At 64.1% G+C, this 15,820-nt stretch carries 19 protein-coding genes and 2 tRNA genes; 11 read left to right on the top strand and 10 right to left on the bottom strand.

Translation table 11 applies throughout. The features are described 5' to 3' along the window. The 3 genes from MY494_RS10385 to der are packed head-to-tail and all read right to left on the bottom strand — an operon-like array spanning window position 1 to window position 2,589. On the bottom strand, window positions 1-267 hold the full coding sequence (locus MY494_RS10385) for a PipX family protein (protein WP_247910178.1): 267 nt from the start codon (window positions 265-267) through the stop codon (window positions 1-3). A 24-nt stretch (window positions 268-291) separates the two neighbouring features. Then, the gene (locus MY494_RS10380) at window positions 292-1,200 is read right to left on the bottom strand and encodes an energy-coupling factor transporter transmembrane protein EcfT (RefSeq protein ID WP_247910177.1); all 909 of its coding nucleotides are present in this window, start codon (window positions 1,198-1,200) and stop codon (window positions 292-294) included. A gap of 24 nt (window positions 1,201-1,224) precedes the next feature. Beyond that, window positions 1,225-2,589: a ribosome biogenesis GTPase Der gene (gene der / locus MY494_RS10375; protein ID WP_247910176.1), complete on the bottom strand. Its 1,365-nt coding sequence runs from the start codon at window positions 2,587-2,589 to the stop codon at window positions 1,225-1,227. 140 nt (window positions 2,590-2,729) lie between these two features. Here der and MY494_RS10370 point away from each other — a divergent pair, with 140 nt between their 5' ends. Next, on the top strand, window positions 2,730-3,113 hold the full coding sequence (locus tag MY494_RS10370; RefSeq protein WP_247910175.1) for a L,D-transpeptidase: 384 nt from the start codon (window positions 2,730-2,732) through the stop codon (window positions 3,111-3,113). A 114-nt stretch (window positions 3,114-3,227) separates the two neighbouring features. Here the strand turns inward: MY494_RS10370 and MY494_RS10365 are convergent, their stop codons facing one another. Further along, complete coding sequence (locus tag MY494_RS10365; protein ID WP_247910174.1) at window positions 3,228-3,683, bottom strand: DUF1823 family protein; 456 nt, start codon at window positions 3,681-3,683, stop codon at window positions 3,228-3,230. 28 nt (window positions 3,684-3,711) lie between these two features. Between MY494_RS10365 and dusB the strand changes: the two genes are divergently transcribed. After that, the gene (gene dusB / locus MY494_RS10360) at window positions 3,712-4,719 is read left to right on the top strand and encodes a tRNA dihydrouridine synthase DusB (protein WP_247910173.1); all 1,008 of its coding nucleotides are present in this window, start codon (window positions 3,712-3,714) and stop codon (window positions 4,717-4,719) included. Here dusB and MY494_RS10355 read toward each other — a convergent pair. Continuing rightward, window positions 4,716-5,357: a DUF4079 domain-containing protein gene (locus MY494_RS10355; protein ID WP_247910172.1), complete on the bottom strand. Its 642-nt coding sequence runs from the start codon at window positions 5,355-5,357 to the stop codon at window positions 4,716-4,718. The genes dusB and MY494_RS10355 overlap by 4 nt on opposite strands. Before the next feature lie 13 nt (window positions 5,358-5,370). Beyond that, window positions 5,371-6,141: a precorrin-2 C(20)-methyltransferase gene (locus MY494_RS10350; RefSeq protein ID WP_247910171.1), complete on the bottom strand. Its 771-nt coding sequence runs from the start codon at window positions 6,139-6,141 to the stop codon at window positions 5,371-5,373. 56 nt (window positions 6,142-6,197) lie between these two features. On the opposite strand from MY494_RS10350, the gene MY494_RS10345 reads away from it, so the two are divergent. Next, the gene (locus MY494_RS10345; protein ID WP_247910170.1) at window positions 6,198-6,746 is read left to right on the top strand and encodes an acireductone dioxygenase; all 549 of its coding nucleotides are present in this window, start codon (window positions 6,198-6,200) and stop codon (window positions 6,744-6,746) included. Here the strand turns inward: MY494_RS10345 and MY494_RS10340 are convergent. Both MY494_RS10340 and aroQ read right to left on the bottom strand, forming a co-directional pair. Further along, window positions 6,743-7,375: a tRNA-(ms[2]io[6]A)-hydroxylase gene (locus MY494_RS10340; protein WP_247910169.1), complete on the bottom strand. Its 633-nt coding sequence runs from the start codon at window positions 7,373-7,375 to the stop codon at window positions 6,743-6,745. The genes MY494_RS10345 and MY494_RS10340 overlap by 4 nt on opposite strands. Then, window positions 7,372-7,812, bottom strand: coding sequence for a type II 3-dehydroquinate dehydratase (gene aroQ, locus MY494_RS10335; RefSeq protein ID WP_247910168.1), 441 nt, complete (start codon window positions 7,810-7,812; stop codon window positions 7,372-7,374). Before aroQ ends, MY494_RS10340 begins: the two co-directional genes overlap by 4 nt. A gap of 92 nt (window positions 7,813-7,904) precedes the next feature. Here aroQ and MY494_RS10330 point away from each other — a divergent pair. The 5 genes from MY494_RS10330 to MY494_RS10310 all read left to right on the top strand — a co-directional run bounded on the left by MY494_RS10330 (window position 7,905) and on the right by MY494_RS10310 (window position 11,330). Then, a tRNA-Tyr gene (locus tag MY494_RS10330) sits at window positions 7,905-7,986 on the top strand. Window positions 7,987-7,996: 10 nt separating this feature from the next. Beyond that, a tRNA-Thr gene (locus MY494_RS10325) sits at window positions 7,997-8,068 on the top strand. Window positions 8,069-8,418: 350 nt separating this feature from the next. Then, entirely contained in the window at window positions 8,419-8,667 is a 249-nt protein-coding gene (locus MY494_RS10320; RefSeq protein ID WP_247910167.1) for a hypothetical protein, read from the top strand. A gap of 85 nt (window positions 8,668-8,752) precedes the next feature. Continuing rightward, window positions 8,753-10,102, top strand: coding sequence for an aldehyde dehydrogenase family protein (locus MY494_RS10315; protein WP_247912023.1), 1,350 nt, complete (start codon window positions 8,753-8,755; stop codon window positions 10,100-10,102). Window positions 10,103-10,187: 85 nt separating this feature from the next. Then, window positions 10,188-11,330 carry a LysM peptidoglycan-binding domain-containing protein gene (locus MY494_RS10310; RefSeq protein ID WP_247910166.1) on the top strand — a complete coding sequence of 381 codons (1,143 nt, stop codon included), beginning with the start codon at window positions 10,188-10,190 and terminating at the stop codon, window positions 11,328-11,330. On the opposite strand, the gene MY494_RS10305 is transcribed toward MY494_RS10310, so the two are convergent. After that, the gene (locus MY494_RS10305; RefSeq protein WP_247910165.1) at window positions 11,331-12,815 is read right to left on the bottom strand and encodes an ATP-dependent DNA helicase RecQ; all 1,485 of its coding nucleotides are present in this window, start codon (window positions 12,813-12,815) and stop codon (window positions 11,331-11,333) included. 10 nt (window positions 12,816-12,825) lie between these two features. Beyond that, window positions 12,826-13,869 (bottom strand): hypothetical protein, encoded by a 1,044-nt coding sequence (locus tag MY494_RS10300; RefSeq protein ID WP_247910164.1) that lies wholly within the window; start codon window positions 13,867-13,869, stop codon window positions 12,826-12,828. A gap of 110 nt (window positions 13,870-13,979) precedes the next feature. Between MY494_RS10300 and MY494_RS10295 the strand changes: the two genes are divergently transcribed. The 3 genes from MY494_RS10295 to mtnB all read left to right on the top strand — a co-directional run bounded on the left by MY494_RS10295 (window position 13,980) and on the right by mtnB (window position 15,818). Next, entirely contained in the window at window positions 13,980-14,189 is a 210-nt protein-coding gene (locus tag MY494_RS10295) for a photosystem I reaction center subunit IV (protein ID WP_010315087.1), read from the top strand. Window positions 14,190-14,299: 110 nt separating this feature from the next. Further along, window positions 14,300-15,157: a DNA-formamidopyrimidine glycosylase gene (locus tag MY494_RS10290; protein WP_247910163.1), complete on the top strand. Its 858-nt coding sequence runs from the start codon at window positions 14,300-14,302 to the stop codon at window positions 15,155-15,157. A 13-nt stretch (window positions 15,158-15,170) separates the two neighbouring features. Next, the gene (mtnB, locus tag MY494_RS10285) at window positions 15,171-15,818 is read left to right on the top strand and encodes a methylthioribulose 1-phosphate dehydratase (RefSeq protein WP_247912022.1); all 648 of its coding nucleotides are present in this window, start codon (window positions 15,171-15,173) and stop codon (window positions 15,816-15,818) included. Window positions 15,819-15,820 lie beyond the last annotated feature (2 nt).

Below are 15,820 nucleotides of genomic sequence, written 5' to 3'. Positions count from 1 at the left end.
CTAGATGAAGGTCTTGTCGAACAATTCTCTCCAGCCGGCATGCACTTCGGGACCTTCCCTTCGCGCGCGGTTGAGATTTTGCTCGGCCAGATGGCGGGCATCCATCAACGGGATGACCTCAAATTCCACGCTGCGGCCCTGCACCGTGACCAGGAAAAACATCCTCTGGGCATAGAGGGTGGCGTAGAGCTCACGGCCTTCACCCGTCTCAGCGACCCGATACAGCAGGCCAAAAGTGGGGTGATTGAGATAGCGCTCGTTACTCACACGCCTAGGTCGGCCAACCGTCTATCAAAGCGCACCAAAGCGCCAGCGCAGAACGAGAACAGCCAGCAAACCAAGCCAACCCAGGGCTTGAAGAAGCGGAGCCCGCAGCCGGGAGCGCAGGAGTTGCGAGGGCGCGATCCACTGACCGCCCCGGGCCAAGAGGGCTTCAGCCCCCTGTTCAGCCCTCAATAAAACGTTAGCCAGCAGGCGCTCACCCAAGGCCAAGACCAGAGCGACCGAGGCCTGGAAGCCGAGCCGCCGCAGGTTGACCGAACGGGTGGCCAGGGAGCGCAAAAGGTTCTGGAATTCCTCTTGGACCAGCGGCAGAAATCGAAGGGACAACAGCAAGGTGAAGCCCAGGCGCTCCACCGGGACCCCCAGGCGAGCCAGGGGGGCCATGCACCAGCTCAAGCCCCAGACCAACTCCTCGGGCGGCGTCGTCAGGAGCAGCAGGTTGGCGCTATGAATCACCGTGAAGAGCAGCGTGGCGCTGTTAATCCCGAGCTCCGCCGAGCGGCGGGTCACCACGAAGGGACCCAGTGGCAGCGGCCCCAATTGCACCGGCCCGAGCCGCAAGAGCTCCCAACGCATCCCTTGCTGATCAGCTCCCAGTGCCAACTCCTGGGGAGGCCGGTTTAAGGACGCGGGTGCCAGCGATCCCGTCGGCAGGGTGGTGGCCAGCGCCCCCACCAAAACCGAGAGAGCGAGCAACAGGGGCAGAGTGCGGCGCCAGAGGCGCCAGGGCAAACCACTCAAGGCTGTAAAGACGAGCAAGAGACCCACCAGGGACAAGCGCCACCAGGGCCCAGCCAGGATCGGGGTGAGCAAAAACACCACCGTCCAGCCCAGCTTCAAGCGGGCATCCAGGAGACGTAGCCAGCTACCGGTCCCATCGACGTATTGACCGATGGGAATTTGCCGCAACCAATCCATCAGGGTTGAAGCTGAATCAGAAGCTCAGCGTCCCTTGGCCTGCTGCCGGGCCAGATCACGCTCCGCATCGCGCTGCTGCTTGCCGCGCCAGAACAATTTGAGCGGCGACCCCTCAAAGCCCAGACCCTCACGGATTTGCCGTTCGACGTAGCGACGGTAGGTGTCCCCAAACAACTTCGGGTCGTTCACAAACAGCGTGAAGCTTGGGGGACGAACAGCCACCTGGGTGCCGTAATAGATGCGGCCCTGGCGACCACCGCGGCTGGTGGGCGGAGAACGCCAGCTGACCGCTTCCCGCAGCACCTCATTCACCACCGAGGTGCTGACCCGGCGGCGGTGCTGCTCCACCGCAACGGCCGCAATCGCGAAGATGCTTTCCACCCGTTGACCGGTCAATGCGGAGGTAAAGAGCATCGGGGCCCAATCCAGGAAATAGAGCTTGGCCCGCAGCTCTTTTTCCATGGCCGGCATGGTGTGGCTGTCTTTTTCGATGGCGTCCCATTTGTTGACCACCACCACGCAGGCCCGGCCCTCTTCTTCGATGCGGCCAGCGAGACGCTGATCCTGTTCAGTCACGCCATCGAGGGCATCGATCACCAACACGCAGACGTCGGAGCGCTCAATCGCCTTGAAGCTGCGGTTAATGCCGAAGTACTCCGGCCCGTAGCTGACCGAACGGCGGCGACGAATGCCCGCGGTATCAAGCAGTTTCCAAGCTTTCCCTTCCCGCTCGATCGAGGTGTCAATGGTGTCGCGGGTGGTACCGCGAATCGGACTGACGATCGCCCGCTTCTCACCACAGACCGCGTTTAGAAGGCTGGACTTCCCGACGTTGGGACGGCCAACGATGGCCATCTGAATGGGCTCTTCCCCCTCCAGCTCCTCGGCGGCAGGCAGGTGGTCCACCATCTGATCCAGCAGGTCCCCCGTGCCGGCCCCGTGGATGGCCGAAATCGGGTAGGGCTCACCCAGACCCAGGCTCCAGAACTCAGCCGCCATGGCGAGACCCGCCTCGGGCGACTCGCATTTATTAACCGCAAGCAGCACCGGAACGTTGTGCCCACGAAGCCACTCAGCGATGGACTGGTCCGCCGCCGTTAACCCCTGCTGACCATCAGCGATGACCACCGCCACCGAGGCTTCAGAGAGGGCCAAGTTGGCCTGCTCCCGAATTTCCGGCAGAAATTCGCTGTCGTCGTCGAAGACCAGACCACCGGTGTCGACCACCTTGAAGTGGCGATCCCGCCAATACCCCTGTTGATAGGTGCGGTCGCGGGTCACACCCGGTTCGTCGTGAACGATGGCCTCGCGACTGCGGCAGAGGCGGTTCACAAGGGTGGATTTGCCCACGTTGGGGCGGCCAATGATGGCAACGACTGGCAACGCCAAAGAGTTATCGCAACAACTGCCTTACCTCGACCCTACAGGCCGGCAGAAGCGAAAATCTTTCCGCCAGTCTCAAAACAAGACTGCACGAGTCTCGCTAGAGGAAGGGTGTTCTGTCCCCCGCCCGACGGCGGTCTCCCGCGATGGTGGAACTGATTGCCTCGATCGTGGTCGATCTCTCCGACCAGAAGCTCTACGTCTACAACCAACAACAGGAGCTCGTTCGCACGGTGCTAGTGAGCACTGGCAAGGGCGCCACGCCCACGCCGATGGGGCTCGGCCAGGTCTACGACAAGTACCGCAGCGTCACCATGCGCGGCCGGGACTACGTGGCCCCCAACGTCCCCTGGGCCATGTGCATCACCCAGAACGGGATGATCTGCATGCATGGGGCCCCCTGGCAAGAGCAGGCCAACGAAGCGTTTGGCGTCCCCCGCAGCCACGGCTGCATCCGGATCCCCAGCCCCCATGCCCGCTGGCTGTTTGAGAACACCCCGAAGGGAACTCCCGTCAGCATCCAGGCCTGACCATGCGGGGAGGGTCGACCAGTCGGATCCTGCAGCTCCTGAGCCTGGAGCTGTTAATCGTGGGCCTGTGGGTCCTGGCCCTCCCTGCCCATCAAGCTCCCGCCAGCCCTGGGATCAGGCAATCGGCAGATCGCCTGGATGCCCCTGGACCGGATCAGCCGGCTGATCCAACAGCGGAGGCATTGGCCCGCTAGCTGGCAGGGGCTCCCCCCGCTCCGCCAAATCAGCCAGCAACCAGTTCACGGCGGTGGCCCTGCGGGTCCGGCGGGGGTAGAGGCCGCCAATCTTGTAACCGCCAAAACCCAATTGCTCCTTGAGCAATTGCTTGTAGGGCTTGGCGACCGATCGGGTCAGCGCCACGCTTGCGGGGCGCTCGGCGATGAACTGGGGCTCGATCGGGAAGGACTCCCGCCAGTTGGCCTCCGTCCCTGGGCCGGCGCTCCAGATCCCCTCGCCGTTTTGCTCGTATCCCAAGCGCGGCCAGATCAACTCACAAACGAAACGGTCGCTGGTGCGGTCCTCCAGGACCGCCTCCAAGAGCTCCCGGCTGAGGGGGTAGGGGACGGGCATCGACCTGGAGTCCGAGAATCGGATCACCATGATCACGCCCGCCCGCTCCTGCGAACCGCTCCAGCTCCCCGGCCGGGGGACAGAACGCCTGCTGCGCTGCCGCGTCCTGCAGTCACCCCTCGCCGGGGTGAGCGATCGCATCTTCCGCGGTCTGGTGCGGCGCTGGGCCCCCGACGCCCTGCTGTTCACCGAGATGGTCAACGCGACCAGCCTGGAGCTGGGCCATGGCCTGCAAAAGGTGGAGGAACTCGCCCTCGAGCAGGGCCCCATCGGCGTGCAGCTCTTTGATCACCGGCCCCAGTCCATGGCCGATGCGGCCCGCAGGGCGGAAGCCGCAGGAGCGTTCCTGATCGACATCAACATGGGCTGCCCGGTCAAGAAGATCGCCAAGAAGGGCGGCGGAAGCGGTCTCATTCGCGAACCCGATCTGGCCAGCCGCATCGTGGAGACCGTCTCAGCGGCGGTCTCGATTCCTGTCACCGTGAAAACCCGACTGGGCTGGTGCGGAAGCGACCTGAACCCCGTGGCTTGGTGCCAGCAACTCGAGAGCGCCGGCGCCCAGCTGCTGACCCTCCATGGCCGCACCCGCGAACAGGCCTTCAAAGGCAGCGCCGATTGGGACGCCATCGCCGCGGTCAAAGGGGCCCTCGCCATCCCGGTGATTGCCAATGGCGACGTCAACTCCTCCGCCGATGCCCTGCGCTGCCTGGAGCAGACCGGTGCCGATGGGGTCATGGTGGGCCGGGGCAGCATGGGGGCCCCCTGGCTGGTGGGCCAGATCGATGCGGCCCTCAGCGGCCGACCGATTCCAGAGGAACCCACGCCCCTCGAGCGGGTCCTATTGGCCAAAGAACAGCTGCAGGCCCTGGTGGCATCCAAGGGCGACCACGGGCTGCTGATCGCCCGCAAGCACATGAGCTGGACCTGCAACGGCTTTACCGGAGCGCCCCAGTTGCGGCACGCCCTGATGCGGGCGCCCACGCCCGCCGAAGCGGTGGCCCTGTTGGATCAAACCGCCGCGGCCCTCTCGGCCTAGTTGCCGCCAATCTGCAGGAGGTCGCGGGTGCCGCTGACCCCTTGGACTGCAAACAACAGCAGGATCAGCACATTGGCGCTGATGTGCAGCCGCCTCAGCCGAGGATTTCGCTTGATCTCAGGCCGGGCCGAGAGAGTGAAGAGCAGCAAGCCGCTCAGCAGAACTCCAGCCCAGTAGTGGGAACTCCAGAACCCAGCGCTGAAGGGGTTATCCGAGAGCCGCCAGATCTCGGCCTGACTGCCCAGACCCAGGACTCCGGCCCAGCAGAGCAGGGCAAAGCTCGCTCGCCAGACCGCCCGGCGGACCCGCATGAGCGCTGCCAGGGCCACCAGGGAACCGGCCGAGACCAAGAGCAACAACCCATAGCGACTGGCACCGCCGCTGAAGTCCGCTCCAGCCTCAACAAAGGCCTTGCTGAAGGAATAGACCAGGGCAATCAGCACCGCCAGGATCACACCGGCGGTCAGCCAAAGGCCATGGTCCGCGTGTTCTTGGGGCACAGGTTCCGGCTGCTTGGTAATACCCAAGCGCTTCTCGCGCACCAGCAATCCCAGCCGCACCGTCGCCCCCATCAAGGGGTAGACGAACAGGATCACCAGCACCGGGTGCAGCAGGGCGAACCAGTCGATGGTGCTCATGGCAGCAGCTCCTTCAGGGCAGAACCTTGGGCCAACCCTGACGGATCAGCAGAAGTGAAAAGTAGGGCTGCTCATCGGCTGGGATCGAATCAGCAGGGGCCAAGAGCTGATCAGGCCAGCCCACCCGTTGGGCAAAGAGGCTGCGGCTGAGCAGGCCGCGACGTTCCAAGAGCGGCTGTACCCAGCGCCAGCGGCGGCCCAACTTGAGCAGCGCCAGCACCACCTGTTGGCCCTGGGCCCAATCCAGCAACGCCTCCAGGTCCTCGGGGGTCTCTGGGGTGGGGCGAATCATCAGCCCCTCCTGCTGCAGGGCCAAGGGCCAGGGCATGCCCTGGGCTGAAGCCGCCGCGGCGGCCGCAGCTGCCGCTGTGATCCCAGGAATCACAGCGACAGGTGTCGAGGGATGGCGATCGGCCAGCGCCAGCAGGGCATAGGAGCAGCTGGCGAAGAGGGAGGCATCCCCCTCGCAGAGCAAGACCACCGCGAGCCCCTGCTCCACCTCCGCCGCCAAGGCATCAGCGGCCTCGCGCCAGGCCTGCTGCCGAGGCTCGGCCTCGGCCACCATCGGAAACAGCAACGGCAGGCGTCGCTGCTCGGCCGCAATCCAAGGCGCGGCGATCTGTGCCGCCATGCCCTCGGCATCCGGGCGAGCCACCGGGTAGGCCACAACGGCCGCAGAGGCAACGGCCTGGACCGCCGCCACGGTCAAAAGATTGGGATCACCTGGACCGACTCCCACCAGGGTGACCCCAGGCTTGGCTGCCACGACAGGGCTGGAGCGCATGGGCGGGGGGCTCAGTCGGCCCCTTTCTAGGCTGAGGCCACTCAGCGGGCAGAGCGATGAGCGACCTGCAGGTGTTCGAGGCCACGGGCGAGGCCGCTCAGCTGCCCAATCTGACCACGAACGATCCGGCGGTGATTGCCGCTGAACTCGCCGCGCGCGGCATCGGCTTTGAGCGCTGGCCAGCCCGCGCGGAGCTTCCAGCGGGTGCTGGCCCCGAGGCCGTACTGGCCGCCTATGCCCAGGAGATCCAGGCGGTGCAGACGCGGGGCCGTTATCCGACCGTCGATGCCATTCGGATGACACCGGATCACCCCGATCGCGAGGCGCTGCGACAGAAGTTCCTCTCGGAGCACACCCACGCCGAAGACGAGGTGCGTTTTTTTGTCGAAGGCCGCGGGCTGTTCTGCCTGCACATCGGCCAGGAGGTGCTGCAGGTGCTCTGCGAAACCGACGACTGGATCAGCGTTCCCGCCGGCACCAAGCACTGGTTCGACATGGGGGCAGAGCCGTCCTTCTGCGCCATTCGCTTCTTCGACAACCCAGAGGGTTGGGTGGCGCAATTCAGCGGCGACCCGATCGCCGATCGCTTCCCCCGCTTGAGTTAGTCCCGAATACCAACTGAATGCATTCGGACCAACTCCGGTCGCTCCAAGCTGCCGCTGAGGGCTTGGGCTTCCAGTTGAGCCAGCTCCTGGAGCCGCTCCACCGTGACCTCCCGGCCAAAGCGCTGCTCGCAGAGCACCCAATAGAGGCCGAAGTGGCGCGCCTCACTCGCCAGAAGCTCGCCGTAAAGCTCCTTCAATTCAGGGTCGGGGCTATGGGCCGCCAGCAGGGCCATGCGCTCGTGGCTGCGGGCCTCGATCAAGCCAGCCACCAAAAAAGTGTCCAGCATCCGCTGGGGTTCAGCCTTGCGGACCTGGGCCGTCAGGCTGGAGCCGTAGGCCGGAGCCGGCAGCTGCTTCAAAGGAATCCCACGGCGCTGCAGCAGGGCCAGGACCTGCTCAAAGTGCTCCAACTCTTCGCGAGCCAGGCCACTGAGCTGCTCACCCAGTTGCTCATCGGAGGGGTAGCGGAACATCAACTGCAGGGCCACCCCCGCCGCCTTCCGCTCGCAGTGGGCATGGTCAATCAGCACCAGATCCGAGCGATTGATGGCCTGCTCCAGCCAGGCCTCTGAGCTGGGGGCCGTCAACCACTTGACCCGAGCCACCTGGCTCTCCAAGACCACCGTCATGCCTGGCCCCGCAGCTTGGCCACCAAGCCCTGAAGCGCCAAGGAATAGCTGGCGGGACCAAAACCGCTGATCACCCCCAGCGCCTGATCCGCCAGATAGGAGTGTTGGCGGAAGTCCTCGCGGGCATGGACATTGCTCAGGTGAAGCTCCACATAAGGAATCGCCACCCCGAGCAGCGCATCCCTTAGGGCAATCGAGGTGTGGGTGAAGGCCCCAGCATTGATCAAGATCCCGTCCACCTGACCGCGGGACTGATGGATCCGATCCACCAGAGCCCCTTCATGGTTGCTCTGAAAACAGCTGAGCTCGGAGCCGAGTGCAGCGGCTTCAGCGCTCAGGCGCTGCTCGATGGCCTCCAGGGTGTCGGCGCCGTAGAGCCCCGGCTCACGCTGCCCCAACAGATTGAGGTTGGGGCCGTTCAGCAACAACAGGTGCATCGGAGCCGGCCAAGGTCAAGGTCCACTGCGGCGATCGTAGGGAGCGTGCCAAGAGAGGCCCCACCGGCTGGTAAATTCTTCGGGTGTGGTTCGGGTCGGTGCCCGAGTGGTTAATGGGGGCGGACTGTAAATCCGCTGGCTCTGCCTACGTTGGTTCAAATCCAACCCGGCCCACCTTCCACATGCCCTTGTAGCTCAGCGGTAGAGCACTCCCTTGGTAAGGGAGAGGTCACGAGTTCAAGTCTCGTCAAGGGCTTCCAAAACACCGACAAGTCAAGTGGCACCAGACTTGTCAACCCGCGGGCGCTTGAGCCGGTTTTTTTTTGCGCCTGTCAATGCGGGCTCAGGATTGCGCGCAGCTGATGTACACAATCAGGCCTCAAGCCGTGATGAAGCACTGTCAGCTTGATGGCAGTCTTGAGGCCAAGGCATGGTCATTTGCCCAGACCAATCCGACGTCTTTCTTGAGCGGAACCCCTCCACAATCTCTGAGCTGCTTGATCGTGGGAGACAAGCAACCGCATCGCCAACAAGGCGATGCTGATCGGCAGATTGAGAGCAAGCCAGAGCGCGTGAAATGCTGAACGTCGAAGGGACCCTCAACGGATGCTGAAGTCAATCGCTCTGCGCCGGGTCTTGATCTACTTCGCCCTGAGCAGCGCTGGTGTCGCCGTGGTGAGCCAGCTGGACTTGGATCAACGCAGCGCCGGTGTGATCTATGTGCCGATGTTCGTCGGCATCTATGTCCTCTCCCGTTGGATCGAAGCCAAACTCTCAGGCCCCCCAGCCACCACCGCCACCGCCGCAGCAGAGCCTCCCAGCAAGGGCTTCATGGCGAAGTCATCCAAGCCCTAACCACGGGGTTTCGGCTGCTTTCCATAGGGTGATCTGGCGACCCGCCCGCTGATCTGTGCTCCAGCTGACTGCCCCCATCGCCGCAATGCGTCAGCTGGTCAGCGATGGGACCACCCGCCCACTGCCCTGGCGCCTCGAGCAGCTCGATCGCCTCGATGCCGCCCTCAGCGCCAACAGCGATGCCGTGCTGGCCGCCCTGGCTAGTGACTTGGGCAAACCCGATGTGGAGGCCTACTTCGAGGTCGTCGCGGTTCGCCAGGAGATCAACCTCTGCCGCCGCCAACTGCGGCGCTGGATTGCCCCCAAAAAGGTCAGCGTTCCGGTGAGCCAACGGCCAGGACAAGCCGAGGTCATCGCCGAGCCCTTGGGCTGTGTCCTGATCATTGGACCCTGGAATTACCCGTTCCACCTGGCACTTCAGCCCCTTGTCAGTGCCCTGGCAGCCGGCAACACCGCCATCCTCAAGCCCTCTGAGCACGCCCCTGCCACCGCGCAACTCATCAGCGCGTTAATTGAGCAGGCCTTCCCGCCTGAGATCGTCCAGGTGGTCCAAGGGGACGGGAGCACCGCCCAGGCCCTACTGGCTGAACGGTTTGATCACATCTTTTTCACCGGCGGCGAGCGCATCGGGAAGATCGTGATGGGCGCCGCAGCTCAACACCTGACCCCGGTCACTCTGGAGCTCGGCGGCAAGAGCCCGGCGGTGGTCCTCAGCGATGCGGACCTGGAGGTCACCAGTCGCAGGCTGGTCTGGGGCAAGTGCCTGAATGCGGGTCAAACCTGCATCGCCCCTGACTACCTCCTAGTCGAGAGCGGTATCCGCGAGGCATTGATCCAGGCCCTAGGCGAACGCATCACGGCTTGCTTTGGCGAAGAGCCGCTGCACTCCAGCGACCTGGCCTCGATCGTCAATGCCGCCCAGTACCAGCGACTGAGTGGGCTGCTGGAGCGCGCCCGAGAGCAGGGCCAGATCCTGCTGGGGGGCACCTGCGACCCAGAACGGAAGCGCATCGCCCCCACCGTGGTTGCGGTGCGTGATCGCGAGGATCCACTGATGCAGGAAGAGCTCTTCGGACCTCTGCTGCCGGTGCTGGAGGTGGATGGATTGGGACAAGCGATCCAGTGGATTAACCAACGCCCCAAGCCCCTCGCTCTTTATCTCTTCAGCCGCTCGAAGCAGCACCAGGAGACCGTGCTTCGGCACACCAGCTCCGGCGGGGTCTGTTTCAACGATGTGGTGATGCAGGTCGGGGTTCCCGAACTCCCCTTTGGCGGCGTGGGCGCCAGCGGGATGGGGGCCTATCACGGCAAAGCTGGTTTCGACGCATTTTCCCACCGCCGCAGCGTTCTGCGCCGGCCCTTTGCCCTCGATCTCCCCTTCCGCTACCCCCCCTACGCCGGACGTCTCCCCTTGATTCGACGACTCCTGGGGTGAAGCCATTTCCATGCCTTATGGAAGGGGGACTAGCGCCCGCCTCCAGGCCCCGTATGGTGCGCCCAGTCGACCGTTGTTAGACCCGATGCGCCGCCGCTCTGCCGCCGCTTTAGCCCTGGCCCTTCTGCTTCCCCTCCCGGGGTTGGCCGGCGAGGTGGTGGTCAAGCGCGGTGAGACCCTCTCTGAAATTGCCGACCGCTACGGGACCTCGGTCAATCGGCTGATGGAGATGAACGGCCTGCGGGATGCCAACGACCTCTGGGCCGGCAGCCGCATCAAGGTTCCCGGCAACGTCTACAGCGGTGGTGGCTCGGGCAACTACACCGTCAAGGCAGGCGAGACCCTCTCAGAGATCGCCGATCGCTACGGCACCAGCGTCGATCGCCTGGTCCGACTCAATGGCCTGCGGGATGCGAATGACCTCTGGGCCGGTAGCCGCATCCAGGTGCCTGGCGCCAGCGCCCGTCCTCGGGTGGCCGTGAATAAAAACGCCAAAACCCACCAGGTTCAGCCTGGGGAAAGCCTCTCATCGATCGCCGATCGCTATGGCGTCTCGATGCAGCGATTGATCGCCATCAACGGCATCAGCAACCCCAACCAGGTGATGGCGGGCAGCACCCTGACCCTGCGCAGCGCCAGCAAGCCCAAGCCGAAGCCTCGTCCAGCGGCTGCCCCCGTGGCAGCGAAACCCAAGCCCAAGCCAGCGGTGGCGGCAGCATCCAAGCCGGTCAAAAAAGCTGAGCCCGCGAAGGTCGAGGCGGCCAAGCCCGCAGTCGCCAAAGCCGAACCCATGAAGGTCAAGCCCTCGGTGGCCACCACCGTCGCGGCAATGACCACCACCACAGCCGTTGTGGCTCAGCCCGAGAAGAAGGCAGAACCGGCGAAAGCGGAGACCCCCAAACCTGCAATCGCCAAGGCAACGGTGACCAAGCCAACCGCAACCACGGCCAAGGCTGAGCCCTCGAGCAAAACCGCTGCAGGGAGCTCGCCCGATTGGCGGAGCTACGGCCCCCTTCAGGTGGATTGGGCCAACTGGCAGGCCATGGGCGGCAGCTACGTGGCGCCAAGCCTCAACAGCGACGGGCAGCCCCTTTACCTGGCGATCAACTGCAACGCCAAGCGCCTGAATGCCACCGGCCAATCGGGAGCCTGGAAAACCTGGGATGCCCCCCAGAGCGACTTTGAGCAGAAGCTGATCACAGATCTCTGCAGGGCCAAGCCCGGCTGATCAGGCCGCCAATTTCAGCGTCCAGGGCTGCCGCAGGAAGCGTCGACCCGCCGGCCTAAGCCAGAGGCGCTGACTGCCGTCATTGCTTTCGCTGATCAGGTCTTCCTGAACCAGGCGCCGTGCCAACCAGCGCCATTGGTCCACCTCGTCCCCCTCGGCCTTGGCCAGGTCGTCACCGAGGCTGCGCAGGTCCACGCCGCTGCGCTGATCCAGTTGTTCGAGTACCTGGGATGCCTGATCGGACCAGTCCTTCCAACGGGGTGTCTGGCTGCAGCGATCGCAGCGACCGCAGGGGGAGACCAACTCACCAACCGAGAGCAGCAGGGCCTGCTCCCGGCATCCTGAGCCCTCGGCGACCGCCTCCATCCGCCGAAGCTGCTGCTGGGAAAGCTCCGCCCGTGTCCGGTCCTGGGGATCGCCTGATTCCTCAGCGGAGGAGCGAATAGCCCAGGCCAGGCTGGAGCGGTCATCGGGATCAAAGAGAACGATGCAGCGAGCCGGGAGACCATCACGACCAGCGCGGCCCGACTCCTGGAGATAACCCTCGGTGCTGGCGGGGAGATCCAGATGCAAGACCAGGCCGACATCCGGCCGATCCACCCCCATCCCAAACGCCACTGTGGCCACCAGGACTGGCATGTCGTGGTCCTGGAAATGGGTCAAAGCCAGGGCGCGGCTCTCCGGATCCATGCCGGCGTGATAAGCGATGGCCTCGACTCCGTTCTCGCTGAGGCGCTTGGCCCAGCTCTCCACGGAGCGCCGGGTGCGGGCGTAGATCAAGACCGCACCACGGGCCTCCTCCACCGCCTTGAGGACCTCTGGCAGGGGATCAGCCGGACGACGGCGCATCACATAGGAGAGGTTCTCCCGCCGGGCAGAGCGCACCTGAATCAGCGGACGCCGAAGCTCCAGCAGACGGATCAGGTCCGCGCGGACTCTGGGAGCGGCCGTGGCGCTCAGGGCCACCACCGGAACACCGGGACAGAGCCGGCGCAACTGCCCCAAGCGCCGATAGTCAGGGCGGAAGTCATGGCCCCAGGCGCTGATGCAGTGGGCCTCATCGATGGCCAGCCCCACCAATTTCCCCTCCTCGTGGATCTCCTCGAGCAACCGCCGGGTGGCCTCCACCTGAAGACGTTCAGGGGCCAGATACAGGAGGCGCAGCCGGTTGCTGCGCACCCGCTGCAACAGATCCCGCCGGCGCATCGGGTCCAGGCCTCGGTGCAGACAAGCGGCAGGAATCCCGCGTCGCTGCATGTGCTGAACCTGGTCCTCCATCAAGGCCACCAGCGGGGAGATGACTAAAACCAGGCCCTCTCGGACTAGGGCCGGCAGTTGATAACAGAGGGACTTCCCCGCCCCGGTGGGGAGCACCGCCAGGCAATCCTGCCCAGCGAGCATCGCTTCAATCACAGGACGCTGGCCGGGACGAAAGGCCGACCAGCCGAAGTGTTCCTGAAGGGCCGACTCAAGGGGATCGCTCATCAACCGGATCTCAGCCGGCCTGGGCCATCACCGCAATGGTCGGAGCCTCGAGCTGATCAGGCGATTCCTCTACCAGCTGCAGCCGCACCCTCTTGCCCCCTGCAAGTTCCCCAAGCGAGACACGCATGGTGTTGCCACTAAGCGTTTGCAGGGCCGTCAGGAGCTCACGCAGGTGGGGGGTGCTGCTTCCGCTCTCCACCCAGAGGCGCTCCTGCAATCCATTGAGTCGACGCCAGCTGGTGTGGAGTTTGAGGACGGCCGACTCCAACGCTTGGGCTTGGCCCACCGCATCGGAGAGCAGTCCCAAGGCATCGAGGCGAAGGGCTTCCTGCATGGCCTTATCCAGATCGAGCTCCCCCTGCTGGAAGGCGCGAACGGCCAGTCCAGCTTCCGAGGCTTTGCTCAGCCACCGGGCTGTGCTGGTGACATCTTTCACCCGCTCGAGTTCGGGCTCATCCCGCAGGACCTTGCGGAGATCCTCCTGCTGCTCGTCGGGGAGCTTGGCCAGCTCCTTGACCAAGGGCGCAACGGCCTTGGGCGGGAGCAAGTTCTCAGCCGTGCGCTGACGAATTTCCTCCGGCAGAAGGGGGCTGGTGGCTGCCGTGAACTCGTCGGTCAGCTGGCGAACCTGTTTGCGGGTGATCTGCTGGCCGTCATTGGCGGCCTCTCCGATCATCAGTTGGACTTCGGGATCCGACTGGGCCGTCTCCATGAAGGCACGCTTCGAGAAGTTGTTGACACTGGTCTCCTCGAGCACCCCCTCACCCAGCATCTGATCGGCGGATTCCGCCAACTGAATCAGGGCATAGGCCCTGGTTTTGCTGATCTCCTGCTCACGGAGCCACTGCAGGAAGCCACCTCCGCGGGCATCACCGCCGCGGCGCTCCCGGTCCCGAACGCTGCGAAGAATCCGGCCCCGCCAGATCTCAGTCTGCAGATCAAAGCGGTCACAAATCGCCCAGGCCTCCTCGATCCGAGCCATGAACTCCATCGAGCTGATGCTTTCGCTCTCGGGATCAGGCAATTCGAGGCTGAAGGAGGGGGCCTCGGCCATGGGGAAACGCTCGTGAGAGATCGATGGTGCCACGTTTCGTGACGGGCCAGCTTTCAGGACTCCCGCTACGGGTAAATTCCCAATGACAGCCACCCCTTTACAGCGCAGCGATGGCCATCTCCCGCGGTGACAAGGTGCGCATCAAGCGTCCTGAGTCCTACTGGTTCAACGATGTGGGCACCGTTGCCTCCATTGACACCTCCGGCATCCGTTACCCCGTCGTGGTGCGCTTCGAGAAGGTGAACTACAACGGCGTTAGCGGCTCCGAAGGCGGCATCAACACCAACAACTTCGCCGAGAGCGAACTCGAGAAGGCCTGATCCACAGAATCAAAGCCACGTATCAAACCCCGGCCTGGGTTCAGGTCGGGGTTTTTTGCTGTTGGAGCCTCCGTGGCAGTCTGTGGCCCTGATCTCTCCTGTGCAGACGGGTGCCAGAGCTCCCTGAAGTGGAAACGGTGCGGCGCGGCCTGGAGCGCCAGACCCACGGCTTCACGATTGAGCGGGTCGAGGTCTTGCGGGCCCGAGCCATCGCATCACCACCCGTTCCAGAGCAGTTCTGCTCGGCCCTGGAAGGGTGCAGCGTGGATCAGTGGATGCGGCGCGGCAAATATTTGATGGCAAGCCTCAGACGATCCGGCGCGGATGCTGGGCATTGGGGTGTGCACCTGCGGATGACTGGACAGTTCCTTTGGATGGAGACGGACAAGGAACCCTGCAGCCACACGCGAGTGCGGTTCTGGAATCCACAAGGCCAGGAGCTGCGGTTTGTGGATCTGCGCAGTTTTGGAGAGATGTGGTGGGTGCCTCCCGGTGAGCCACTGGAGTCGGTGATGACCGGACTCAGGCGCCTGGGACCGGAGCCCTTTAGCCCTGACTTCACGCCCAGCTACCTGCGCGAGAAGCTCCAGGGATCAAACCGCGCCATCAAGACCGCCCTACTGGATCAGTCACTGGTGGCCGGGGTCGGGAACATCTACGCCGATGAGTCCCTATTCATGAGCCGCATTGCCCCGGAGGAGCGGGCAGGCGCACTGAAGCCAAGGCAGCTCGAGCGCCTGCATGCCGCCCTCGTGGAGGTCCTGACCACCAGCATTGGGGCAGGCGGCACCACCTTCAGTGACTTCCGGGATCTGACCGGAACGAATGGAAACTACGGCAATGCCGCTTGGGTGTACCGGCGCACCGGTGAACCCTGCCGGGTCTGCGGAACGCCAATCCGGCGTGACAAGTTGGGCGGGCGCAGTAGCCACTGGTGCCCCTCCTGCCAGGGTGGAGAAACCGCCTGAGTTGGACGTGCCGATGCCCGATGCCAACACCACCGCCTTGGCCAAGGCCCTATGCGGAGCGATGGGCGAGATCCATCGGCGCGGTTGGTGTGACGGGACCGGAGGCAATTTCAGCTGCGTGCTCGAGGCCGACCCCATACGACTACTGATGGCCCCAAGCGGAGTCCACAAAGGATCAGTCGCTCCGATTGATCTGATTCAGGTGAACCGGGAAGGCCATGTGGTCTTGGGCAACGGCAAAGCCAGTGCCGAGACAGCCCTGCATCTCGAAATCGTGAAAACCTGCGCAGCTGGGGCTGTGTTGCATACCCATTCGCAGGCCGGAACACTCCTCTCCCAATGGGCCCTACGGCTTGGGAACCGCATGCAAGCGAGTCTTGAGCTCAGTGGCCTCGAGATGCTGAAAGGCCTCGATGGCATCAAGACCCACGACTGCACTGTGGATCTGCCAGTCCTGGCGAACAATCAAAACCTCTCAGAACTATCAGCCCTCGCCAGATCGGTCTTAGGCGATGCACCCCATGGGCTACTCATTGGCGGCCATGGGCTCTACGCCTGGGGGCGGAATCTGGGAAGCGCGATGAGGCACTTAGAGATTCTCGAGTTCCTCTTGGAGCAGCGCTGGCGGCAACTTCTACTGGACTCGATTCTGGCGAAGTAAGC

It is taken from the genome of Synechococcus sp. A10-1-5-1, from assembly GCF_023115425.1.
Taxonomy (GTDB): Bacteria; Cyanobacteriota; Cyanobacteriia; order PCC-6307; family Cyanobiaceae; genus Vulcanococcus.
This window is presented reverse-complemented; position numbering and strand designations above follow the sequence as displayed.

Bases quoted from the DNA above. Each gene is read 5' to 3' on its own strand.
- MY494_RS10355 (WP_247910172.1), bottom strand. From the start codon at position 5,357: ATGAGCACCATCGACTGGTTCGCCCTGCTGCACCCGGTGCTGGTGATC.
- MY494_RS10305 (WP_247910165.1), bottom strand. From the start codon at position 12,815: ATGAGCGATCCCCTTGAGTCGGCCCTTCAGGAACACTTCGGCTGGTCG.
- aroQ (WP_247910168.1), bottom strand. From the start codon at position 7,812: ATGCACCTGTTGTTGCTGAACGGCCCCAACCTCAATCTGTTGGGGCAG.
- MY494_RS10295 (WP_010315087.1), top strand. From the start codon at position 13,980: ATGGCCATCTCCCGCGGTGACAAGGTGCGCATCAAGCGTCCTGAGTCC.
- MY494_RS10340 (WP_247910169.1), bottom strand. From the start codon at position 7,375: ATGACGGTGGTCTTGGAGAGCCAGGTGGCTCGGGTCAAGTGGTTGACG.
- MY494_RS10320 (WP_247910167.1), top strand. From the start codon at position 8,419: ATGCTGAAGTCAATCGCTCTGCGCCGGGTCTTGATCTACTTCGCCCTG.
- MY494_RS10345 (WP_247910170.1), top strand. From the start codon at position 6,198: ATGAGCGACCTGCAGGTGTTCGAGGCCACGGGCGAGGCCGCTCAGCTG.
- MY494_RS10315 (WP_247912023.1), top strand. From the start codon at position 8,753: ATGCGTCAGCTGGTCAGCGATGGGACCACCCGCCCACTGCCCTGGCGC.
- MY494_RS10380 (WP_247910177.1), bottom strand. From the start codon at position 1,200: ATGGATTGGTTGCGGCAAATTCCCATCGGTCAATACGTCGATGGGACC.
- MY494_RS10350 (WP_247910171.1), bottom strand. From the start codon at position 6,141: ATGCGCTCCAGCCCTGTCGTGGCAGCCAAGCCTGGGGTCACCCTGGTG.
- dusB (WP_247910173.1), top strand. From the start codon at position 3,712: ATGATCACGCCCGCCCGCTCCTGCGAACCGCTCCAGCTCCCCGGCCGG.
- MY494_RS10300 (WP_247910164.1), bottom strand. From the start codon at position 13,869: ATGGCCGAGGCCCCCTCCTTCAGCCTCGAATTGCCTGATCCCGAGAGC.
- MY494_RS10310 (WP_247910166.1), top strand. From the start codon at position 10,188: ATGCGCCGCCGCTCTGCCGCCGCTTTAGCCCTGGCCCTTCTGCTTCCC.
- MY494_RS10365 (WP_247910174.1), bottom strand. From the start codon at position 3,683: ATGCCCGTCCCCTACCCCCTCAGCCGGGAGCTCTTGGAGGCGGTCCTG.
- mtnB (WP_247912022.1), top strand. From the start codon at position 15,171: ATGCCCGATGCCAACACCACCGCCTTGGCCAAGGCCCTATGCGGAGCG.
- MY494_RS10370 (WP_247910175.1), top strand. From the start codon at position 2,730: ATGGTGGAACTGATTGCCTCGATCGTGGTCGATCTCTCCGACCAGAAG.